Below are 19,016 nucleotides of genomic sequence, written 5' to 3'. Positions count from 1 at the left end.
CAATTGATGCACACAAGGCATACGCGATGGATCTGAGCTGGCTCGAGGACTACCTGGCGATCGTCGACTGCGGCGGGTTCTCGCGCGCGGCCGAGCGGCGCAACATCTCGCAGCCCGCGTTCAGCCGCCGGGTGCGGGCGCTGGAGGACTGGGTCGGCGCGCCGCTGTTCGACCGCAGCACCCACAGCGTCGCGTTGACGGCGGCGGGCGAGCGATTTCGCCCTGTCGCCGAGGAGACGTTGCGGCGGCTCTATCTCGGCCGCGAGGAGGCGCTGGAGGCGTCGCGCGCCTCGGCGGGCACGTTAAGGTTTGCCGCGACCAACGCGTTGTCGCTGACGTTCTTTCCGGCCTGGCTGCGCGGCGTCGAGCAGCGCGCCTCGCTCGGTGACGGCGTGCGGCTGGTGGCCGACACCATGGCGGCGTGCGAGCGCATCATGCTGCAGGGCCAGGCCCAGTTCCTGCTGTGCCATCATCATCCGGCGGCGCGGACCCAGCTCGATTCGCACCAGTTCCGCTCGCTGCATCTCGGCGACGACCTGCTGGTGCCGGTGTGTGCGCCCGATCCGGAGCGTCCGGGGCAGCCACGTCATTCATTGCCGGGCGATGCGGCGCAGCCGCTGCCTCATCTCGCCTACAGCGCCGAATCGGGCATGGGCCGCATCGTCGCGGCGGTGCGCGGCGCCGGCGGTCCGCCGGCGTTCTTGCATGCGAGCTTCACCTCCCATGTTGCGACCGTACTGGTGGCGATGGCGCGGGAGGGGCGCGGCATCGCCTGGTCGCCTCTCAGCGTCGTGTCCGATGATTTCGCCACGGGGCGCCTGGTGCGGGCCGGCGGACCGGAGTGGGACATTCCCATCGAGATCCGGCTGTTCCGGGCGCGCGCCCGCCAAAGCGCCGCGGCCGAGCGCTTCTGGTCGCTGCTCGAGCCGGTGGAGGCGTGAGGACGTGCTTCAGCCAGCGTGCAGAGTCAGCAGCGTGTTGGCGGCGAGATAAAGGCCGAGCACCCCCATGCCGACCAGGAACCAGCGGCGGAAGGTGACGGCGTCCATCCGCACCCGGACGATCTGGCCGATATACATGCCAAGGAACGCGGTGAGCAGAGCGAGGAGGCCGGGCAGCGCGGTGGAGGTCGTGAGCAATCCGGCGCTGGTGAGATTGAACGATAGCGCCAGCGTCGCGGTGGTGAAGAACACGCCGAGGGCCTGCACCAGTTCGTCCTTCTCCATGCCGATCGCCTGCATGAAGGGCATCGAGGGAATGACCTGCACGCCGGTTGCGGCCGACACGAGGCCGGTGATCATGCCGACGATGCCGCCGACCCACTTCTCATGGGCGCGCGCGACGCTGAAGCGGACGTTGCCGAGGCCGATCACGGCATACACCACCAGCAGCCCCCCGAGCACGATGGTGCCGAAGCGGGCATAGGGGCCGGTCATCAGGCCGGCGCCGCTCCAGATGCCGAGGCAGGTGCAGATCATCAGCGGCCACAGCCGGCGCACGATGTCGCGCAGATAGGGGCCGACGAAGGTCTGCCAGATGTTGGTGACGATGGCCGGCACGATGACGATGGCAAGCGCCTGCGACGGCGGCATGCGCGTCGCCAGCAGGCCCATCGCGACGGTCGGAAGGCCGAGGCCGAGCACGCCCTTGACGAAGCCGGCGAGCATGAAGACAGCGGCGATGGCGACGAGCAGGGACGGCGAGACAGAAGTCATCAAATGAACCTGGGCAGGAATGTCGATGCGTACATTGACCCAGCGCGGGCGCGGGCACAATGTGGAGGTTCAGCATTTTCCCTTCGGCAGATCCGAAGGCAGGCCGCGGTCGCCTGTCCGCGGTACAGGCTCAGGAGGCTGTGCAGTGCGTTTCGATCTCGTCGATCTCAGGTTGTTCGTCGCCGTGGCCGAGGCGCGCAGCATCACGCATGGTGCGGCGCGGTCGGCGCTGGCGCTGGCGTCGGCCAGCGCGCGGATCAAGGGCATGGAGGAGGCGCTCGGGGTGCCGTTGCTGCAGCGCGAGCGCCGCGGCGTCGAACTGACGGCCGCCGGGCTCAGCCTGCTCGACCATGCCCGCATCGTGCTGCACGACGTCGAAGTGCTGCAGGGCGATCTGGCAGCTTACGCCCGCGGCGCCAAGGCGACCATCCACATGCTCGCCAACACCGCCGGCATGTCCGAGCACCTGCCCAAGGTGCTCGCGGCCTATCTCGTGCGCAATCCGCAGATCAGCATCCATGTCGAGGAGCGCGAGAGCCCGCATATCGGGCCGGCGCTCGCCTCCGGCGTCGCCGATCTCGGTCTCGCCGCCGCCCATGTCGTGCCCGATACGCTCGAGGTGTTTCCGTTTTGCGATGACCGCCTCGTGCTGGTAACGCCGCCGGGCGACGAGTTCACCAGCCGCCGCCTGATCGATTTTCACGATGTGCTCGACCGCGATTTCATCGGCCTGTCGGAGGGCAGCGCGCTGCAGGACCACATCGCGAGCCATGCCGCGCGGCTTGGCCGCCGCCTGCGCCTGCGGGCGCGCTTCCGCACCTTCGATGCGGTGTGCCAGGTGGTCGAGGCCGGGGTCGGGGTCGCGATGATGCCGGAGGTCGCCGCGCGCCGCGCCGCCCGCACCATGAAGGTCGCGGTGGTGCGGGTGCGCGATGCCTGGACGCAGCGCCGTCTCGTGGTGTGCATGCGCAGCTACAAGGCCCTGTCCAGGCCCGCGCAGCAACTCGTCAGCCACCTGCGCAGCAGCGCAACGATCTGACGGCAGAGGCGGGCGTCGTGAGGCGTCAGACGCTGGCCGCACAACCGTTCAAGACGTCCATGGTTCGCCGGCCTTAGCGTTGCGCCGTCGCCGGCACCTCCGGCCGCACCGGCGACGCTCAAACGAGGATGCGGGGCTGCAAGGACAACGGCAATGGACATCGGTTTCATCGGTCTCGGCGTCATGGGAGAACCCATGGCGCTCAATCTGGTGCGCGCAGGCACGTCCCTCGTGGTGTGGAATCGCTCGGCCGATAGCTGCGAGCGGCTGCGCGCTGCCGGCGCGCGGGTCGCCGGCTCGCCCGCCGAGGTGTTCGGCGCCGCGCGCGTCGTGATCCTGATGCTCGCGACCGAAGCGGCGATGGACGACGTGCTGCGGCGCCGTACCGAGGCGTTCGCCGCAATGGTGGCGGGCCGCACCGTCGTGCACATGGGGACGACCGAGCCGGACTATTCACGGGCGCTCGAGGCCGACATCCGCGCCGCGGGGGGACATTATGTCGAGGCGCCGGTGTCCGGCTCGCGCAAGCCGGCGGAGGCCGGCCAGCTCGTGGCGATGCTCGCGGGCGAGCCAGCTGTTGTCGCCGAGGTGCGGCCGTTGCTGCAGCCGATGTGCCACACCGCGACCGACTGCGGTGCGGTGCCGACCGCGCTGCTGACCAAGCTCGCGGTCAACCTGTTTCTCATCACCATGGTGACGGGGCTCGCCGAGGCGGCACACTTCGCCGAGCAGCACGGTCTCGACATGCAGCAGTTCACGGCGGTCCTCGACGCCGGCCCGATGGCAAGCAGCGTCTCCCGGGTCAAATTGCACAAGCTTGCGGCCGGCGACTTCTCCGTGCAGGCCTCGATCACCGATGTGCTGAAGAACAACCGTCTCGTCGCCGAAGCGGCTCGGCGCGCGGGCATCGCCTCGCCGCTGCTCGACGTCTGTCATGCGCTGTACGGCGAGACCCAGGCGCTCGGGCTCGGCGGCGAGGACATGGTGGCGGTGGTGCGGGCGATCGCGCGGCGCACCGCCCAGGCGCGCTGAACGGGCCTGTCTCAGGACAGCGCAGCGGTCCAGCGCGCCGGCGTCAGGCCGAAGGCACGCTTGAACTGCCGCGTCATGTGGCTCTGGTCGGCGAAGCCGCTGGCCGCGGCGGCGTCGGCGAGCGGCGCGCCGCCCGTCAGCAGCCGGCGCGCATGGTCGAGCTGCCGCAGGGTGCGGAAGCGGCTCGGGCTGGTGCCGAACGCAGCGCGGAACTGGCGCGCCAGCGACCAGCGGTCGAGGCCGGCGAGTTGCTCGAGCTCGGCCATGGCGTGCTGCGGGACGGGATCGGCGGCGATCAGCTCGCGCACCCGTTTGAGGCCGTCGAGGGCGAGCGTGGCCGCGTGGGGCTCGCGGGCGGCTGCGGCGTCCGTCAGCAGCCGCGCCACCATGACCACGAGGTCGGTGCGGGCGACGTCGTCGAGTTCGGCGTCGAGGCTCCAGATCTCCCGGGCCGCGCTGCCGGGAAGGTCATGCACCGGATTGGCGACAAACGGCAGTGGCCGGCCGCCGAGCCCTTCCTGCAGCAGCGCGGGATCAAGATAGAGGATGCGATAGGCGAAGCTGCCGCCGTCGCCGGCGCCGCCGTCGTGCAATTCGTCGGGGTGCAGGATCTGGCACTGGCCGGGCAGGCAATGCCAGCGCCGGCCGCGGAAGCTGAAGGTCTGCACGCCGGCGAGGGTCAGGCCGATGGCGTAGGTGTCGTGGCGATGCGGCGCGAACGCCTGGCCGTGGAGATGCGCTTCCAGCCGCTCGATGCCGGCGGCGCCGGGGGCGAGACGGATGCGGTCACGCCGGTCGGCGCCGTCAGCGGCAGGAGCAGAATCGATCCGGCCGGTGAGCAGCTCGGACACCGCGCAGCCTCGTCAGGCGTTGAGGATCTTGAGCGTGGCCTCGTGCACCCGCGGGTCACCGGCGGCGACGATGCGGCCGCCGTGCTGCGCCGGCCCGCCGTCCCACGTCGTGACGATGCCGCCGGCGCCTGTGACGATCGGCACCAGCGCGGCGATGTCGTAGGGCTTGAGCTCGGTCTCGACCACGAGGTCGACATGACCGGCAGCGAGCATGCAATACGCATAGCAGTCGCCGCCATAGCGCGACAGCCGGGTCGTGGTCTCGACACGCTCGAACGCGGCGCGGTCGGTCTCGTTCATCAGGCGCGGGCTGGTGGTGAACAGCGTTGCGTCGGCGAGCGAGGCGCAGCGGCGCACCGCCAGCTTGCGCTTGCCCGACGGTCCCGTGTAGGTCGCCGCGCCGCCGTCACCGGTAAAGCGTTCGCCGATATAGGGCTGGTGCATCATGCCGAACGCCGGCACGCCATGGCGCATCAGGGCGATCAGCGTGCCCCAGATCGGCAGGCCGGAAATGAAGGACTTGGTGCCGTCGATCGGGTCGAGCACCCAGACATATTCCGCGTCGGTGCGTTCATCGCCAAACTCCTCGCCGACGATGCCGTGCTGGGGAAAGTTGGCCTTGATCAGCCGCCGCATGACCGCTTCGGCGGCGCGGTCGGCCTCGGTGACCGGATCAAGGTCCTTGCCGGCGTTCTTGTTCTCCACGCCGAGCGAGGTGCGGAAGAAAGGCAGGATGGTTTCGCCGGACGCGGAGGCGAGGCGGTCGAGGAAGGCGGTGAAGTCGACGAGGGTCACAGGGGCTCCCCGGGCAGGGCCGTTCGAAAGGGCGCGACGGCGCCGATGCTGCCGCCGATTCCATCCACACTAGAATCATAAACGGCGTGTGTCGTCATGAGGGCGGTGGTGGCGTGATCAGGCGGTCGCGCGCTGGATGGTCTTGCAGGCCAGGAGCTGGCGGCCAAATATTGGAATCGGAAAGGTCGGCGGGAGAGATCTTCCGTTCACATCTTTGGCGTTCGAATGCTCAAGAATTGAAATTAATATTCATAATTTGGGGCTGGTTTCGGCGTTTTTGAATGGCTCAGGGCGGGGTTGTTTTTAATTAATTCCTTGAATTTGCTGGGTAATAATTTCGCAATTGGTTGCGAGTGCAACAGATCAGTTATGCGCTCATCGCATGCAAAAGGTTTCGATTCCCCTTGCATTTTGTGCGTCGCGGCTGCATATTGTTGCGGTGCGGTAGCGCTTTGCGTTACCGCTGCCCTCCTTGGGCGTTTCCTCCCTAGACTTGGGCCGCTTGCCTTCGCAAGCGGCCCTTTTTTCTTTGGGGTCTTTTCCTTGGGGTCTGTCGTGACTCTCCGGCTGTGCCGGAGGTCGTGCGGTTACGGCGTCCGGACGCGATGGCGTGTCCTGTCCATCGTTCGGGTCCATCGTTCGGGCGCGGGCTATTCGGCGGCGGTCTCGAAGGGGCCGAGGTTACCGAGCGGCAGCGCCACAAGGGTGCGGGCGAGGGCGGCGAAATCGGCCGCGACCTGTGGAAAACGTTCGGCCCGCTCGCGCTTGCGCTCGTCCATGTAGATCGCCCGGTTGAGCTCGATCTGGATGGTGTGCAGCCCGCCGGCCGGATTGCCGTAGTGCTCGGTGATGAAGCCGCCGGCATAGGGCTTGTTGCGCCCGACCGTATAGCCCAGCGACGTCAGCGTCTCCTCCACCACGGCGGTCAGCAGCGGCGCGCAGCTGGTGCCGTAGCGGTCGCCGATCACGACGTCGGGGCGGCGCGGCTCATCGCGCGAAATGCCGATCGACGGCATCGAGTGGCAGTCGACCAGGATGGCGGTGCCGAACATCTCGTGCACCTTGCCGATGAGGCGGCGCAGCGCGCGGTGATAGGGCTTGTACAGCGCCTCGATCCGGCTCAGCCCGTCCTCGACGCTGAGCCGCTCGCGATAGATCTCCTGGCCGTCGCCGACCACACGCGGAATGGTGCCGAGGCCGCCGGCGACCCGCATCGAGCGGGTGTTGGCGAAGCTCGGCAGGCGGCCGCTGAACATCCGGGGATCGAGCTCGTAGGGCTCGCGATTGACGTCGACATAGGACCGCGGAAAGTTGACCCGCACCACCGCGACCCCGTCGTCGCACAGGCCTGCGATCATGTCGTCCATGAACGAGTCCTCGGAGCGGCGCAGGGCGACAACGTCGATCCGCGACGCATCGATGAACTCGGCCGGGTAGACCGATCCCGAGTGCGGCGAGTTGAAGATGATCGGCGCCCGCCAGCGGGGCGGCTCGACGATCTCGAAGGGGGACGACAGGCCGTCGTCAAAGCGGGTCATGCAGGGCGCTGCCTTCCGTAGGGTCCTGTGCCGAACCGTCTGGGCGCTGATGACAGCACATTTTGGCCGCAGGGGTGCATGTTTTATTCAGCTCAGCTGTGGAATGTTCGTAAGCTGACGCGGCAACGGCTGTTCCCCTTCACCCGAAATTTACCCTCTATCGGGCAAATAAGGGGCAAATCGTTTCCTCCAGAATCGTACCGGACGCCATGCACAAGATTCTCCTCGCCGAAGACGACAACGACATGCGCCGGTTCCTGGTGAAGGCCCTGGAGAATGCGGGCTATCAGGTCTCGTCCTACGACAACGGCCTGTCGGCCTACCAGCGGCTGCGGGAAGAGCCGTTCGAAATGTTGCTGACCGATATCGTGATGCCGGAAATGGACGGCATCGAGCTGGCCCGGCGGGCCTCCGAGCTCGATCCGGACATCAAGATCATGTTTATTACGGGCTTCGCGGCCGTGGCGCTGAACTCTGATTCGGACGCCCCCAAGAACGCCAAGGTGCTGGCCAAGCCGGTCCACCTGCGGGAACTGGTCAGCGAAGTGAACAAGATGCTGGCGGCCTGAGCCGTCTTCCGGGGCAAAAAACGCTCCGGAGCCCATGGGATCTGCCGGGACCCCCAAAGAAACCCGCTCCCGGGTCCTTGCCTGGGACGATCTGAGCCGATATAGGGACGCCACCCCTTATTCACGGTTTCGGGCGCGTAGCTCAGCGGGAGAGCACTACGTTGACATCGTAGGGGTCACAGGTTCGATCCCTGTCGCGCCCACCATTCCGAGCCCCGCCGTCTCGGGTCCGTGAGAGACCTCCTCCCCATCCGATTCTGACGATCGTTGTGCTTCCTCGCCGGGCTTGCTTCGGCCGGGATCGGGTCCGCCGATGCCCCGGGAGGCCGCACGCCTGTCAGGCACTCTCGGTTCAAGGTTCGCGACAGGCCGCAGCATTCGCCGATCCCGCGGATCGTGCCGGGAGTTGCAGGCTGTCGCGTCCATCCCTTCATGATGTGTCCCGGAGCGCCACGTTGCGCGCCTGTCGAGGCGACGAGGTTGGCGCGCGGCGTTTGCTCTGGGATGACACGCTCCATGATCGCGACAGCGCGCAGTGGCTGCGCTTCGCAACACGAAGCGCGCGTCGACGCGCATGCGCCGCCGCAGGGCTCGCGCGCGATGCTGCGACATTTTGTCCGTCGGGCGTGGCGATGCGATCAATTTCATCATGATGATCGTCGTCACGACCGTGGTTTGCCACCGCGATGTGCAGGCGCGCGTTGCTTAGAGCGATTCAAGTCTGCGCAAGGTTTTCGGCATGCGCGTCGGCTGCTACGGCCTGCCGCGAACAAGCATTCCGAGCCGAAAGCAAAAACAACGTGCCGCGCAGACCTCATCGCCTCTCCGTCGACGATCGCCACCATCATGCCGACAAGAGCCATGCGGGATATATGATCGGTGCGGCATTCCTGCTGGCCGATATTTTCGTGCCAGTGGTTGCGCAGGCCCAGTCGCACATGCCGCTGCCGGCTGTGACGGTCGATGCGCCACGGCAGAAGCCGAAGACGACGCAGGCGTCGGCATCGCCCGCACGCCGCGCCCAGGCGGCCGCGCGCCAGCGCAGCCGGACCGCGGCGCCTGCCGCCGCCGCGGCGCCGACGCCATCGGAGCGCGCGGCCGCCGCCGCGGCGGCTCTGGAAACAGCCAAGCTCGGCTACCGCGCGATGCCCAGCGCGACCACGCTGCGCAGCGGCGCGTCGCCGCTCGATACGTCTCAGGTCGTCAATGTCGTGCCTTCGCAGGTCCTCAAGGATCAACTGCCGCGCAACCTCGACGACGCGCTGGTCAATGTCAGCGGCGTCACCCAGACCAACACGCTGGCCGGCACCCAGGACGCGGTGATGCGCCGTGGCTTCGGCGACAACCGCGACGGCTCGATCATGCGCAACGGCATGCCGCTGGTGCAGGGCCGCAGCCTCAATGCCGCGGTCGACAGCGTCGAGGTGCTGAAGGGCCCGGCGTCGCTGCTGTACGGCATCATGGACCCCGGCGGCGTCGTCAACACCATCAGCAAGCGCCCAGACCTCTATCAGCACGGCTCGGTCACGCTGCTCGGCTCGACCTACGGCGCCGGCAAGAACGGCTTCAACGGCACCCTCGACCTCACCGGGCCGATCGGCGCCAACGGGCTCGCCTATCGCTTCATCCTCGACAATGTCGACGAGGACTACTGGCGCAATTTCGGCCAGCGCCGCGAGACGCTCATCGCGCCCTCGCTGGCCTGGTATGGCGGCAACACCACCATCCAGCTCAACTACGAGCACCGCGACTTCATCTATCCGTTCGACCGCGGCACCTCGCTCGATCCGCGTACCATGACGCCTCTCGCACTCCCGAAGACGCGTCGCCTCGACGAGCCCTACAACAACATGTGGGGCACGTCCGATCTGGTGCAGGCCTCGGTCGAGCACCGTCTCAACCAGGACTGGAAGCTCTACGCGGGCTACAGCTACAACACCGAGTCCTACGGCGCGAACCAGCTGCGCATCACCGGCATCAATCCCGTCAGCGGCATCGTCACGCGCAGCAACGACGGTACGCAGGGAGCGCTCAGCAACGTCAGCTACGGCACCGCCTATCTGCAGGGCGCGTTCTGGCTCGGCGGCCTGCGCAACGACGTCGTGATCGGCGGCGACGCCCAGTATCGCGTCATCTACCGTCGCGACCTGATCCGCCAGGCGACGCCAAACGTCTTCAACATGTACAACCCGGTCTATGGCCTGCTGCAGCCGGGCACGACGGTGTCGGCGAGCGACAGCGACCAGACCGACAAGCTCGGCACCCGCGCCGTGTTCCTGCAGGACACGCTGCATCTCACCGACCGTCTCGCCGTGGTCGGCGGCGTGCGCTACATGGAATACGAGCAGCTCGCCGGCCGCGGCCGGCCGTTCAAGGCCAACACCGATCTGTCCGGCGACAAGGCGTTGCCGCTCGCCGGCGTCATCCTCAAGCTCAACAAACAGGTCTCGCTGTACGGCAGTTACACCCAGTCGCTGAAGCCGACCTCGACCATTGCGCCGCTCACCGGCGGCGTGGTGATCGGCTCCAATCTCGCGCCCGAGGAGGGCGTGCAGTGGGAGACCGGTGTCAAGTTCGATCTCAACAACCGCCTGTCGGGCACGCTGGCGTTCTACGACATCGACAAAAAGAACGTGCTGGTGTCGCAGCTCAACACCTCGACCAGCATTGTCGAATACCGCACGGCGGGCCGGGTGCGCTCGCGCGGCGTCGAGTTCGACGTCACCGGCCGGCTCAGCGACAACTGGAGCCTGATCGGCAGCTACGGCTACACCGATGCGCGGGTCACCGAAGACCCGACGCTGGTCGGCAAAGCGCTGCAGAACGTCGCGATGAACACCGCATCGCTGTATCTGGTCTACGACTTCCTCGATGCGCTGCCGGGCCGGCTGCGCCTCGGCGGTGGCGCGCACTATGTCGGCAAACGGGCCGGCGATTCCGCCAACACCTTCACATTGCCGTCCTATGTCGTCGCCGATATCTTCGCGAGCTACGAGACGAAGCTGCAGAACGTGCCGGTGGTCTACCAGCTCAACGTCAAGAACCTGTTCGACACCGTCTATTATCCCTCGGCGGTCAGCCAGTATTTCGTGGCGATGGGCGACGCGCGGCGCGTGTCATTGTCAGCGACGGTGAAGTTCTAGTGGCGACCGCTGGCCCCCGTGGTTGGACGCTCCCGCCGTCGGTGCGGGGCGGTGGCGCGCGAGCCCTTGGGCGCGTGGCCGCGCTGGCCTGCGCGATCGTCGGGGGCTTCGCATCCGCTCGTGCGGACGAGATCACGGTGTATTCCATCCGTGAAGCCAACCTGATCGCGCCCGTCGTGGCCGCCTTCACCGCGGCGAGCGGCGACACCGTTCGCGTCGAATTCGTTGCGGACAATCTCGTCAAGCGCCTGACGTCAGAAGGCGAAGGGTCGCCTGCCGACGTGCTGCTGACGATCGGCCTCGACAAGACGACACAACTCGTCCGCCACGGACTGACGCAGCCACTGGCGTCGGCGGTGCTCGACGCCGCTGTGCCGGCCAATTTGCGCGGCGGCGATGGCCAGTGGGCAGCGCTGGCGGTCCGGCCCCGGGTCGTCATGACGCGCAAGGACAGCGCCGTTGGGCCGATCGACTACGAGGATCTCGCGGGTCCGGCCTGGCGCGGCAGGCTGTGCATGCGCTCGCCGCTGCACCAGAACAACATCGCGCTGATCGCCGCCTTCCTCGCCCAGCATGGTGCGGACGCCACCGAAGCCTGGCTGCGTGGCCTCAAGGCCAATCTTGCCCGCAAGCCGGCCGGCAAGGACAACGACGTCATCCGTGCCATCGCCGAGGGCGGCTGCGCCATCGGCATCGGCAACACCGTCGCGCTGGCGCAACTGCGGGACGGGCGCGACGGCGACGACTGGCGCGTATGGGCGGAGCAGGTCAGGGCGGTACCGACGGCTTTCAGGGGCGGCGGCACGCATGTCAACCTCACCGCGGTCGCGATCGCGCGACACGCGCCCCACCGCGCCGCGGCGCAGCGCTTCGTCGAATTCCTCGCAACGCCGGCGGCCCAGACCGTCTTCGCCGCCGCCGAGCTCGAATATCCCGTGGTTGCCGCGGCGGAGCGCGCGCCGATCGTCAACGACATCGGCGTCTTCGCCGCCGACGCCCTGCCGATCGATGTCATCGCGACCCACCAGCAGGCTGCGGTCGCCCTCGTCAAAAAGGTCGGCTTCGATGAGTAGCCGGGGACATTTCGTCAAGGCAGTCCTGCTGCGCATCCACTCCGTGGTGGGACTGGCGCTCGGGCTGGTCATGGCCGTGGTCGGGCTTACCGGCGCGACCATGGCGTTCGAAGACGAGATCGTTGCGGCGCTGAATGCGGGGCTGGAGAAGGTCGAGCCGCGCGAGGCGCCGGCGCTGACGCCTGACCAGCTGATCGCGCGCCTGCCGTCACCCTACAACCTCGACAAGGTCTCCGGCGTGACGATGTCGAGCGATCGCGCTGCCGCGGTGCACCTGCGCTTCGCGCGCTCCGGCGGCGGGGCGCGGCCATCGTCGCTCTATGTCGATCCCCATGACGGGCGGGTGCTCGGCGTGCCGCGCGGCGAGGATTTCTTCGCCACCGTGCGCAAGCTGCACCGCTGGCTGCTGCTGTCCGGCGACGGCAACGGCTATGGCCGCACGATCACCGGCACGACGGCGCTGTGCCTTCTCGCGATGCTGATCACCGGCCTCGTGCTGCGCTGGCCGCGCCGGTCCCGCAGCGCGCGGGCATGGTTGAAGCCGGAGCTGGCCTTGCGTGGCCGCGGCTTCCAGCGTTCGCTGCATGCGGTCGTCGGCACCTGGGTGCTGCCGGTCTATTTCGTCTTCACGCTCACCGGCCTGTGGTACTCGTTCGAGTGGTACAAGGACGGCGCGAAATGGCTGCTGGCGCGCCCGGCGGCGACGGCCGCGCCGATGCAAAAGAAAGCGCCACGCGCCGCTGCGGCACCGGAGGCGGCGTCACCGGGCTTCGACCGGGCATGGGCGACGTTCCTGCATGAGCAGGGCACGCACTACGCCACGGCGCAGCTGACGTTGCAGGCCGGCACGGTGGTGCGGGTGCGGTCGTGGTCGCCTGACGCCTCGCTCGAAAGCGTGCGTGACGAATTCCGCATCGATGCCGCCTCCGGCCGCCTGATGGTATCGGACATCTATGCCGACAAGACCTTCGGCGAGCGCGTTCTCGCGGCGGTGCTCGACATCCACCGCGGCAGCGTGCTGGGCTGGCCCGGCCGGCTGGCGTTCATGATCGCGGCGGCGCTGATGCCGCTGTTCGTCGTCACCGGCGTCCTGCTCTACCTGTCACGCCGCCGGCTGCGCCGCCCGGCGCCGCTGCCGCAGGGCCGCCTCGCTCCCGGTGAGTGAGGGGAGCGCGGCGCGAAAAGGATGGCGTCACGACAAACCATGCGGCCAATCCCGCCGCGCCATTATCATCGTAGAGCGAATCAGCAATCCCCGGCGTCGCCGTCACCGCTCCAGCCGCACCGTCTCTTCCTGATGCTGTTGGAGCGGGTGGGGGCGGATGATCTGGGGCGGCGGCAGGCCAACGATCGCGAGCGCAGCGAACAGCGGTAGCGCGCACAGCCAGACGAGGCGCCTGAGGGGACCCATGGGGCGGTCTTACGCGGTCGCGACCTGGGCGACCGCAGGCGTGGAGACCGTGGTCTCTGCCGCCGGAAAGATGAGGCGCAGGCACGCGCCGCCGGAGCGGCTGGCGTCGGCTTCGATGCGCCCGCCGTGCAGGTGCATGATCTTCTGGACAAGGTCGAGGCCAAGGCCCGCGCCCCGGCCGCCCTCCTGCAGGCGATAGAACGGCTCGAAGATATGCTCGCGCTCGCCGGCCGGGATGCCGTCGCCCTCGTCGGCGACCTCGATGCGGCCGTCGCGGGTCACGGTGATGGTGATGGTGCCGCGGCGGCCGCCGTGGTCGATGGCGTTCTGCACGAGGTTGGTCAGGGCGCGCTCGATGGAGGTGGTGTCGCCCTTCACGGTGACGGTCTCGGCCTGCGGCTCGAACGCCACTTCATAGCCGGCGTTGAAGGCGAGCGGCGCGAGGTCGATCACCACGCGCTGCGCCAGCGCGACCAGCTCGACCGGGCCGAATGGGTCGGCCTTCTGGTCGAGGCGCTGCAGGTCGAGCAACTGTCCGGTCATCACCGTCAATCGCGTGGCGTCCTCCAGCAACCGTGCCTTCTCCGGGCCCGGCGGCAGTGACGAGACGCGGGTCGAGAGGATGGCGATCGGCGTGCGCAGCTCGTGGGCGGCATCGGTCAGGAAGCGGCGATGGCGCTCATAGCCCCTGTCGAGCCGCGCCAGCGCCCCGTTGATCGCGCGTACCAGCGGTTCGACTTCGGCCGGCACCGTGTCGAGCGGCAGCTGCAGGCCGCGCCGGTCGATGTCGATCTTCTCGGCCTGCAGGGCAGTCTGGCGCAGCCCGGCGATCGCGCGGCGCACGACGAGCGGCGTCGCCACCAGCGTCGCCAGCGCCATCAGCACCACCAGCGGCAGGATGACGTTGAGGAACAGCAGTTGCGTCACCGAGAAGATCTTGCGCACCGACATGCGGCCGCGCGTGCCGGTGAGGATCTGCACCTTGCCCGCTTCGGTATCGACCCATTTGACGACGCCGGCCGGTGGCAGGCCCTCGCCGAAGCCGAGCCGCGCGTCGCTCACATGGTCGAGCGCACGGGCGATCGGTTCGAAGTCCGGCGGGATGGTGCCTTCGGTCAGTTGCTGACCCTGGGTGTCGCGCACCACGAACCACAGGTCGGACACTTCGGCCTTCAGCGTGGCGAGATCGGAGGTCGTGTGGACGATGAGACGGCCGGCGCTGTCACGGGCGATCGCCTCCTTGAGGATGTCGAGAGTGCTGCCCTCATAGCTGTCGAGCAGGCCGCTGCGCCACAGCACCGCGGTGACCGGCAGGATCAGCATCACCAGCAGCGTCAGCATCACGGTCTGCATCGCCACGAGGCGTCCGACGAGGCGCCATTTCAGCGAATGCGGCCGCAGCACGCTCACGGCGGCGTCTCACGCAGCAGATAGCCGACCCCGCGCACGCCGTTGATGGTCACGCCGGCGCCGGCGTCGGTGAGCTTGCGGCGCAGGCGGGAGATGTGGGTGTCGAGCGCGTTGGGCTGGACGTCGTCATCGAGGCCGAACACCGCCTCCATCAGCGAGCCGCGCTGCACCATGCGCCCCATGCGGCGCACCAGCGTCTCCAGCACCAGCAGTTCGCGCCGCGGCAGCTCGATCGCGGTGCCGTCGACGCTGGCCTCGCGATGGGTGAGGTCGAAGGCGAGGCGGCCGACCCGCACCACGTCCGAGCGCATGTTGGCGGGGCGGCGCAGCAGCGCCCGCAGCCGCGCCAGCAGCTCTTCGAGGGCGAACGGCTTGGCGAGATAGTCGTCGGCGCCCTTGTCGAGACCGGCGATGCGGTCGGCGAGATCGGCGCGGGCGGTCAGCACCAGCACCGGTACTGCGTTGCCGCTGGCGCGCAGCTTCGGCACCAGCGACAGCCCATCGCCGTCGGGCAGCCGGCGATCGAGCACGACGGCGTCGTGATTGCCGTCGGCGGCGAAGATCTCGGCTTCGGACAGGTTGAGCGCATGGTCGATCACCATGTCATGGCGCGTGAGTGCGACGCGCAACGCGGAGGCCATTTCAGGCTGGTCCTCCACCAACAGAATTCGCATCGATTAGGTCTTTCGGTCCCCGCGCCCGATATGCGCGCCGCATTTAACGACACCGCATTACGGCATCCTTGCGGCGGAACGGACGTAGCGCCTGATGATAATTCGCATGCGATCGTCGGGAACGACAGTTTGCCGCAACGTCGGCATGGGACCACACACGGGCCGATCCTGCGGTGAGTCGGATTCCGGACCCCGCGGCGGCTGCCGGATGCAGCGTTTTCGATCGGTTCAAGACGCCCCGGCCGACATCCGTCGGCCGGCATCGCCCCTGCATGGAAAATCGCAATGCCGCTTGCCGACGTAATGCCGTTTCTGTCCGCCTGGGTTCGCAATCCCATCCGTGTCGCCGCGGTCGCGCCGTCGGGGCCGGCGGCCGCCGCGCTGATGACGCAGGACATCGATGCGCGAACCGGACCCGTGATCGAGCTGGGGCCGGGCACTGGACCCTTCACCTATGCCCTGCTCGAGCGCGGCGTGCGCGAGCAGGACCTGACGCTGATCGAATATGGCTCCGACTTCGTGCGCCTGCTGCTGGAGCGCTTTCCGCAGGCGCGCATCCTGTGGATGGATGCGGCGTGGATCGGCAAGTACGAGCTGTTCGAGCCGGGCGCGGTCGGGGCGGTGATCAGCGGACTGGGTCTGCTGACGATGCCGCCGCGCAAGGTCACGGCGATCCTGACCGGTGCATTCCGCTATCTGCGTCCCAACGGCGCGTTCTACCAGATCACCTATGGTCCGCGTTGTCCGGTGCCGGATGCGATCCTGCAGGCGCTCGATCTCGAGGCGGTGCGTATCGGCCAGACGATGCGCAACGTGCCGCCGGCTTCGGTCTACCGCATCTCGCGGCGCCAGCAGGCTGGCTGAGAGGCACGCATGGATCCGTCCAGCTTCTTTGCCGCCTGGCTCGGCTGCGGTCTCGTCGGCATCGCCGGTCTTGCCTTCGCCGAAAAATTCGTGCCGGTGCTGCCGTCCTATGTGCTGCTGATGCTGATCGGCATGAGCGCCGCGGATGGCGTGGGCCTCGCGCTGATGGTGCTCGCCACCGCGCTCGGATCGCTCGGTGGCGCCTGCGGCTGGTATGGCATCGGCTGCGTGCTCGGCGATGCGCGCGTCACCCGTCTCGTGGCGCGGTTCGGTAAATTCGCTTTTCTCAAGCCGGCGCTCTACGCTCGCCTCACCGAGGCTTATCGCAACAACCATTTCTGGGTCACGCTGCTCGGCCAGACCGTGCCGATGGCGCGGGTCTATCTGTCCTTGCCGGCGGGCGTGCTGCGGCTCGAACCGCTCACCTTCGTGGCAGCGACGGCGATCGGCACGCTGATCTGGAACGTGCCGTTTCTGTGTCTCGGCTACCTGCTGCGCAACAGCGGTCACGATGCGGCGCAAGTCGGCTTCTGGACCGCGATCGTGCTCATCGCCGCCGAGACTCTGATTTTTATGACGGTGCGGATGTGCCGGTCCCGGGCGGCGCATCGTCGTGCGTTCGCCGCAGATCGCGGCTGACGCCGGACGGCCCTCGAGCCCGGGGCGTTTCGGATGTGGAGGTGGACATGAAGCTGTTGTTGTCGCGCTCGGCACTGCCGGGCGCCATCATGCTGGCGGCGATCCTGCTGTCGGGCCACCAGGTCGCGAGCACCATGGTGGCCGGGCGCTACTGGGGCGCCGCGCTGGCGCTACTCGCCTTCGCGGCCGGCATCGGCTGGCAGCGTGCCGCCGTGCGCCGGACCGTCGCACGCGATGCCTCGCAGGCGATGGCCGGGCTCGCCAGCGTGATGGCGGCGCTGCTGCGCGAGACCGCGGCGATCGCCACGCCGCGCCGAGCCTCCCAACTGCTCGATTCTCCATGCAGCGCGCCGCAGGCGGAAACAGTGATCCGGCCGCAGGACGTCGTGCGGGTGCGGGCGCTGTTCGTGTCCGACGCCCATCTCGGCACCCATGGCAGCCAGGCCGAACTGCTGCTCGCCTGCCTGCGCCGCTACGAGCCGGAGACGCTCTATCTCGTGGGCGACATCCTCGATGGCTGGCGCCTCAACGCCGCCTGGTACTGGCCGCAGGCGCACCAGGACGTGGTGCACGAGCTGCTGCGCCATGCGCGCCGTGGCACGCGTGTCGTTTATCTGCCGGGCAATCACGACGAGTTCCTGCGGGCCCATGCCGGGGTGGCGTTCGGCGGCGTGCAACTGGTCGATCACGCCATCCACCACGGCGCCGACGGTCGCGCCTATCTCGTGATCCATGGCGACCAGTTCGATGTCGTGGTGCGGCGCGCGCGCTGGCTGGCGCTGGCCGGCGACTGGGCCTATCGCGCCGCGCTGGTGCTCAACGCCGGCCTCAACCGCCTGCGTGCACGCTGCGGTCTGCCGTACTGGTCGTTCTCGGCGTGGGCCAAGGTCAGCGTCAAGAAAGCCGTCAGTCACATCGGCCGTTTCGAGCAGGAGCTGTGCGCGGCGGCGCAGCGCCATGCCGTGCAGGGCGTGATCTGCGGCCACATCCACCATCCGGTGATGCACGATGATTTCGGGGTGCGCTACATCAACACCGGCGACTGGGTGGAATCATGCTCCGCCGTGGTCGAGCATGCCGATGGTCGGTTCGAGATCGTGCACTGGCCGCGGCCGCAGCATCAGCGCGCCGCGGCGGTCACGCCGCTGGCGCGGGCGGCGTGATGCGCATCCTCGTGGTCACCGATGCGTGGCGGCCGCAGGTCAACGGCGTGGTGCGCTCGCTCGAGCATCTGGCGCGCGAGGCGCCGGCGTTCGGCGCCGAGGTTGCCTTTCTCACGCCGGATGATTTTCCGACCGTGCCGCTGCCCGGCTACAAGGAAATCCGCCTGGCCTGGCCGTGGCCCGACACGGTGCGCCGCGCCATCGCGACGTCGCGCGCCGATGCCGTGCACATCGCCACCGAAGGGCCGATCGGCTGGGCGGCGCGCCATGTCTGCCGCCGGGATGGCCACGCCTTCACCACCAGCTATCACACCCGTTTCCCCGAATATCTCGCGGCGCGCCTGCCGGTGCCGCTGGCTCTGAGCTATGCGACGCTGCGGCGCTTTCACAACAGCGGCGAGGGCACCATGGTCGGCTCGCCGACGCTGGCGCGCGATCTTGCGGCGCACGGCTTCCGCAAGCTGATGCCATGGTCGCGCGGCGTCGACGCCGAGCTGTTCCGCCCGCGCCCGCGGTCGCGCCAGCGCTTTGCACACCCGGTGTTCCTGTTCGTCGGCCGCCTTGCCGTGGAGAAGAACGTCGAGGCGTTTCTTGCCCTCGACCTGCCCGGCTCCAAGGTGGTGGTGGGCGATGGCCCGCTGCGCGATCGTCTGCCCGAGCGCTTTCCCGACGTGCATTTCCTTGGCCTGCGTACCGGCGAAGCCCTGGCCGAGGTCTATGCGGCGGCCGATGTGTTCGTGTTTCCGAGCCGCACCGACACGTTCGGCATCGTGTTGCTCGAGGCGCTGGCCAGCGGCGTGCCGGTGGCGGCGTTTCCGGTGATGGGGCCGCTCGACGTCGTCGGCGAATCCGGCTGCGGCTGTCTCGATCGCGATCTGCGGCGCGCCGCGCTGCAGGCGCTCGACATTCCCCGCGACAAATGCCGCGACCATGCGCTCCGCTTCACCTGGCGCCACAGCGTCGGCCAGTTCCTCGACAACGTCCGGCAGGCCCATGGCCTGTTCGTCGGCGCCGCCTGATCCGCCTCGTCACATGGCCGTGGGGAACAGGGCCGGACATTGCGAAGGCCTTCCCCGGGACATAGGATGCGCCGGCCTCGA

Annotated in this window: 18 protein-coding genes and 1 tRNA gene; 12 read left to right on the top strand and 7 right to left on the bottom strand. The window is 68.2% G+C overall.

The features are described 5' to 3' along the window. The first annotated feature begins 26 nt into the window (after positions 1 to 26). Positions 27 to 941: a LysR family transcriptional regulator gene (locus JQ639_RS16105; protein ID WP_211966768.1), complete on the top strand. Its 915-nt coding sequence runs from the start codon at positions 27 to 29 to the stop codon at positions 939 to 941. A 9-nt stretch (positions 942 to 950) separates the two neighbouring features. On the opposite strand, the gene JQ639_RS16100 is transcribed toward JQ639_RS16105, so the two are convergent. Further along, entirely contained in the window at positions 951 to 1,715 is a 765-nt protein-coding gene (locus JQ639_RS16100; RefSeq protein ID WP_211966769.1) for a sulfite exporter TauE/SafE family protein, read from the bottom strand. Positions 1,716 to 1,860: 145 nt separating this feature from the next. On the opposite strand from JQ639_RS16100, the gene JQ639_RS16095 reads away from it, so the two are divergent. Both JQ639_RS16095 and JQ639_RS16090 read left to right on the top strand, forming a co-directional pair. Further along, positions 1,861 to 2,754, top strand: a complete 894-nt coding sequence (locus JQ639_RS16095) for a LysR family transcriptional regulator (RefSeq protein ID WP_211966770.1) — start codon at positions 1,861 to 1,863, stop codon at positions 2,752 to 2,754. Between the two features lie 153 nt (positions 2,755 to 2,907). After that, positions 2,908 to 3,786 carry an NAD(P)-dependent oxidoreductase gene (locus JQ639_RS16090; RefSeq protein ID WP_211966771.1) on the top strand — a complete coding sequence of 293 codons (879 nt, stop codon included), beginning with the start codon at positions 2,908 to 2,910 and terminating at the stop codon, positions 3,784 to 3,786. A gap of 11 nt (positions 3,787 to 3,797) precedes the next feature. Here the strand turns inward: JQ639_RS16090 and JQ639_RS16085 are convergent, their stop codons facing one another. From JQ639_RS16085 to JQ639_RS16075, 3 genes are all read right to left on the bottom strand, one after another. Next, on the bottom strand, positions 3,798 to 4,637 hold the full coding sequence (locus JQ639_RS16085) for an AraC family transcriptional regulator (protein WP_349644698.1): 840 nt from the start codon (positions 4,635 to 4,637) through the stop codon (positions 3,798 to 3,800). 12 nt (positions 4,638 to 4,649) lie between these two features. After that, positions 4,650 to 5,432, bottom strand: a complete 783-nt coding sequence (gene hisN / locus JQ639_RS16080; protein WP_211966772.1) for a histidinol-phosphatase — start codon at positions 5,430 to 5,432, stop codon at positions 4,650 to 4,652. Between the two features lie 650 nt (positions 5,433 to 6,082). Continuing rightward, positions 6,083 to 6,970, bottom strand: coding sequence for an N-formylglutamate amidohydrolase (locus JQ639_RS16075; RefSeq protein ID WP_211966773.1), 888 nt, complete (start codon positions 6,968 to 6,970; stop codon positions 6,083 to 6,085). 209 nt (positions 6,971 to 7,179) lie between these two features. Here JQ639_RS16075 and cpdR point away from each other — a divergent pair, with 209 nt between their 5' ends. The 5 genes from cpdR (at position 7,180) to JQ639_RS16050 (ending at position 12,920) form a co-directional block, all read left to right on the top strand. Next, positions 7,180 to 7,539, top strand: coding sequence for a cell cycle two-component system response regulator CpdR (cpdR, locus tag JQ639_RS16070; RefSeq protein ID WP_211966774.1), 360 nt, complete (start codon positions 7,180 to 7,182; stop codon positions 7,537 to 7,539). Positions 7,540 to 7,670: 131 nt separating this feature from the next. After that, positions 7,671 to 7,745: transfer RNA gene (locus JQ639_RS16065), tRNA-Val, on the top strand. 666 nt (positions 7,746 to 8,411) lie between these two features. Next, on the top strand, positions 8,412 to 10,682 hold the full coding sequence (locus JQ639_RS16060; RefSeq protein ID WP_211967225.1) for a TonB-dependent siderophore receptor: 2,271 nt from the start codon (positions 8,412 to 8,414) through the stop codon (positions 10,680 to 10,682). A gap of 74 nt (positions 10,683 to 10,756) precedes the next feature. After that, entirely contained in the window at positions 10,757 to 11,755 is a 999-nt protein-coding gene (locus JQ639_RS16055) for an extracellular solute-binding protein (RefSeq protein ID WP_211966775.1), read from the top strand. Next, a complete protein-coding gene (locus JQ639_RS16050; protein WP_211966776.1) occupies positions 11,748 to 12,920 on the top strand; it encodes a PepSY-associated TM helix domain-containing protein in 1,173 nt (390 codons plus the stop codon). Before JQ639_RS16055 ends, JQ639_RS16050 begins: the two co-directional genes overlap by 8 nt. A gap of 102 nt (positions 12,921 to 13,022) precedes the next feature. On the opposite strand, the gene JQ639_RS16045 is transcribed toward JQ639_RS16050, so the two are convergent. Genes JQ639_RS16045 through JQ639_RS16035 form a run of 3 tightly spaced genes read right to left on the bottom strand, consistent with a single transcriptional unit; the run spans position 13,023 to position 15,250 of the window. Then, positions 13,023 to 13,166: a hypothetical protein gene (locus JQ639_RS16045; protein ID WP_211966777.1), complete on the bottom strand. Its 144-nt coding sequence runs from the start codon at positions 13,164 to 13,166 to the stop codon at positions 13,023 to 13,025. Positions 13,167 to 13,175: 9 nt separating this feature from the next. Further along, a complete protein-coding gene (locus JQ639_RS16040) occupies positions 13,176 to 14,567 on the bottom strand; it encodes a sensor histidine kinase (RefSeq protein WP_211967226.1) in 1,392 nt (463 codons plus the stop codon). A 5-nt stretch (positions 14,568 to 14,572) separates the two neighbouring features. Continuing rightward, positions 14,573 to 15,250 (bottom strand): response regulator transcription factor, encoded by a 678-nt coding sequence (locus JQ639_RS16035; RefSeq protein WP_211966778.1) that lies wholly within the window; start codon positions 15,248 to 15,250, stop codon positions 14,573 to 14,575. A 285-nt stretch (positions 15,251 to 15,535) separates the two neighbouring features. On the opposite strand from JQ639_RS16035, the gene JQ639_RS16030 reads away from it, so the two are divergent. Genes JQ639_RS16030 through JQ639_RS16015 form a run of 4 tightly spaced genes read left to right on the top strand, consistent with a single transcriptional unit; the run spans position 15,536 to position 18,935 of the window. After that, the gene (locus JQ639_RS16030) at positions 15,536 to 16,114 is read left to right on the top strand and encodes a class I SAM-dependent methyltransferase (RefSeq protein WP_211966779.1); all 579 of its coding nucleotides are present in this window, start codon (positions 15,536 to 15,538) and stop codon (positions 16,112 to 16,114) included. Positions 16,115 to 16,123: 9 nt separating this feature from the next. After that, positions 16,124 to 16,753 (top strand): DedA family protein, encoded by a 630-nt coding sequence (locus tag JQ639_RS16025; RefSeq protein ID WP_211966780.1) that lies wholly within the window; start codon positions 16,124 to 16,126, stop codon positions 16,751 to 16,753. A 47-nt stretch (positions 16,754 to 16,800) separates the two neighbouring features. Continuing rightward, entirely contained in the window at positions 16,801 to 17,916 is a 1,116-nt protein-coding gene (locus JQ639_RS16020) for a UDP-2,3-diacylglucosamine diphosphatase (RefSeq protein ID WP_211966781.1), read from the top strand. After that, the gene (locus JQ639_RS16015; RefSeq protein ID WP_249123171.1) at positions 17,916 to 18,935 is read left to right on the top strand and encodes a glycosyltransferase family 4 protein; all 1,020 of its coding nucleotides are present in this window, start codon (positions 17,916 to 17,918) and stop codon (positions 18,933 to 18,935) included. The genes JQ639_RS16020 and JQ639_RS16015 overlap by 1 nt, the downstream gene beginning before the upstream one ends. The last annotated feature ends 81 nt before the right edge of the window (positions 18,936 to 19,016 follow it).

It is taken from the genome of Bradyrhizobium sp. U87765 SZCCT0048 (assembly GCF_018131225.1).
GTDB lineage: Bacteria > Pseudomonadota > Alphaproteobacteria > Rhizobiales > Xanthobacteraceae > Bradyrhizobium_A.
Note: the sequence above shows the minus strand (reverse complement) of the source record. Positions and strands in the feature narration are given on the sequence as shown.

What these genes read in the sequence shown, in the direction of transcription:
- JQ639_RS16105 (WP_211966768.1), top strand. Translation starts at nt 27, where the DNA reads ATGGATCTGAGCTGGCTCGAGGACTACCTGGCGATCGTCGACTGCGGC.
- JQ639_RS16100 (WP_211966769.1), bottom strand. Translation starts at nt 1,715, where the DNA reads ATGACTTCTGTCTCGCCGTCCCTGCTCGTCGCCATCGCCGCTGTCTTC.
- JQ639_RS16090 (WP_211966771.1), top strand. Translation starts at nt 2,908, where the DNA reads ATGGACATCGGTTTCATCGGTCTCGGCGTCATGGGAGAACCCATGGCG.
- JQ639_RS16075 (WP_211966773.1), bottom strand. Translation starts at nt 6,970, where the DNA reads ATGACCCGCTTTGACGACGGCCTGTCGTCCCCCTTCGAGATCGTCGAG.
- cpdR (WP_211966774.1), top strand. Translation starts at nt 7,180, where the DNA reads ATGCACAAGATTCTCCTCGCCGAAGACGACAACGACATGCGCCGGTTC.
- JQ639_RS16060 (WP_211967225.1), top strand. Translation starts at nt 8,412, where the DNA reads ATGATCGGTGCGGCATTCCTGCTGGCCGATATTTTCGTGCCAGTGGTT.
- JQ639_RS16050 (WP_211966776.1), top strand. Translation starts at nt 11,748, where the DNA reads ATGAGTAGCCGGGGACATTTCGTCAAGGCAGTCCTGCTGCGCATCCAC.
- JQ639_RS16045 (WP_211966777.1), bottom strand. Translation starts at nt 13,166, where the DNA reads ATGGGTCCCCTCAGGCGCCTCGTCTGGCTGTGCGCGCTACCGCTGTTC.
- JQ639_RS16035 (WP_211966778.1), bottom strand. Translation starts at nt 15,250, where the DNA reads ATGCGAATTCTGTTGGTGGAGGACCAGCCTGAAATGGCCTCCGCGTTG.
- JQ639_RS16030 (WP_211966779.1), top strand. Translation starts at nt 15,536, where the DNA reads ATGCCGCTTGCCGACGTAATGCCGTTTCTGTCCGCCTGGGTTCGCAAT.
- JQ639_RS16025 (WP_211966780.1), top strand. Translation starts at nt 16,124, where the DNA reads ATGGATCCGTCCAGCTTCTTTGCCGCCTGGCTCGGCTGCGGTCTCGTC.
- JQ639_RS16020 (WP_211966781.1), top strand. Translation starts at nt 16,801, where the DNA reads ATGAAGCTGTTGTTGTCGCGCTCGGCACTGCCGGGCGCCATCATGCTG.
- JQ639_RS16015 (WP_249123171.1), top strand. Translation starts at nt 17,916, where the DNA reads ATGCGCATCCTCGTGGTCACCGATGCGTGGCGGCCGCAGGTCAACGGC.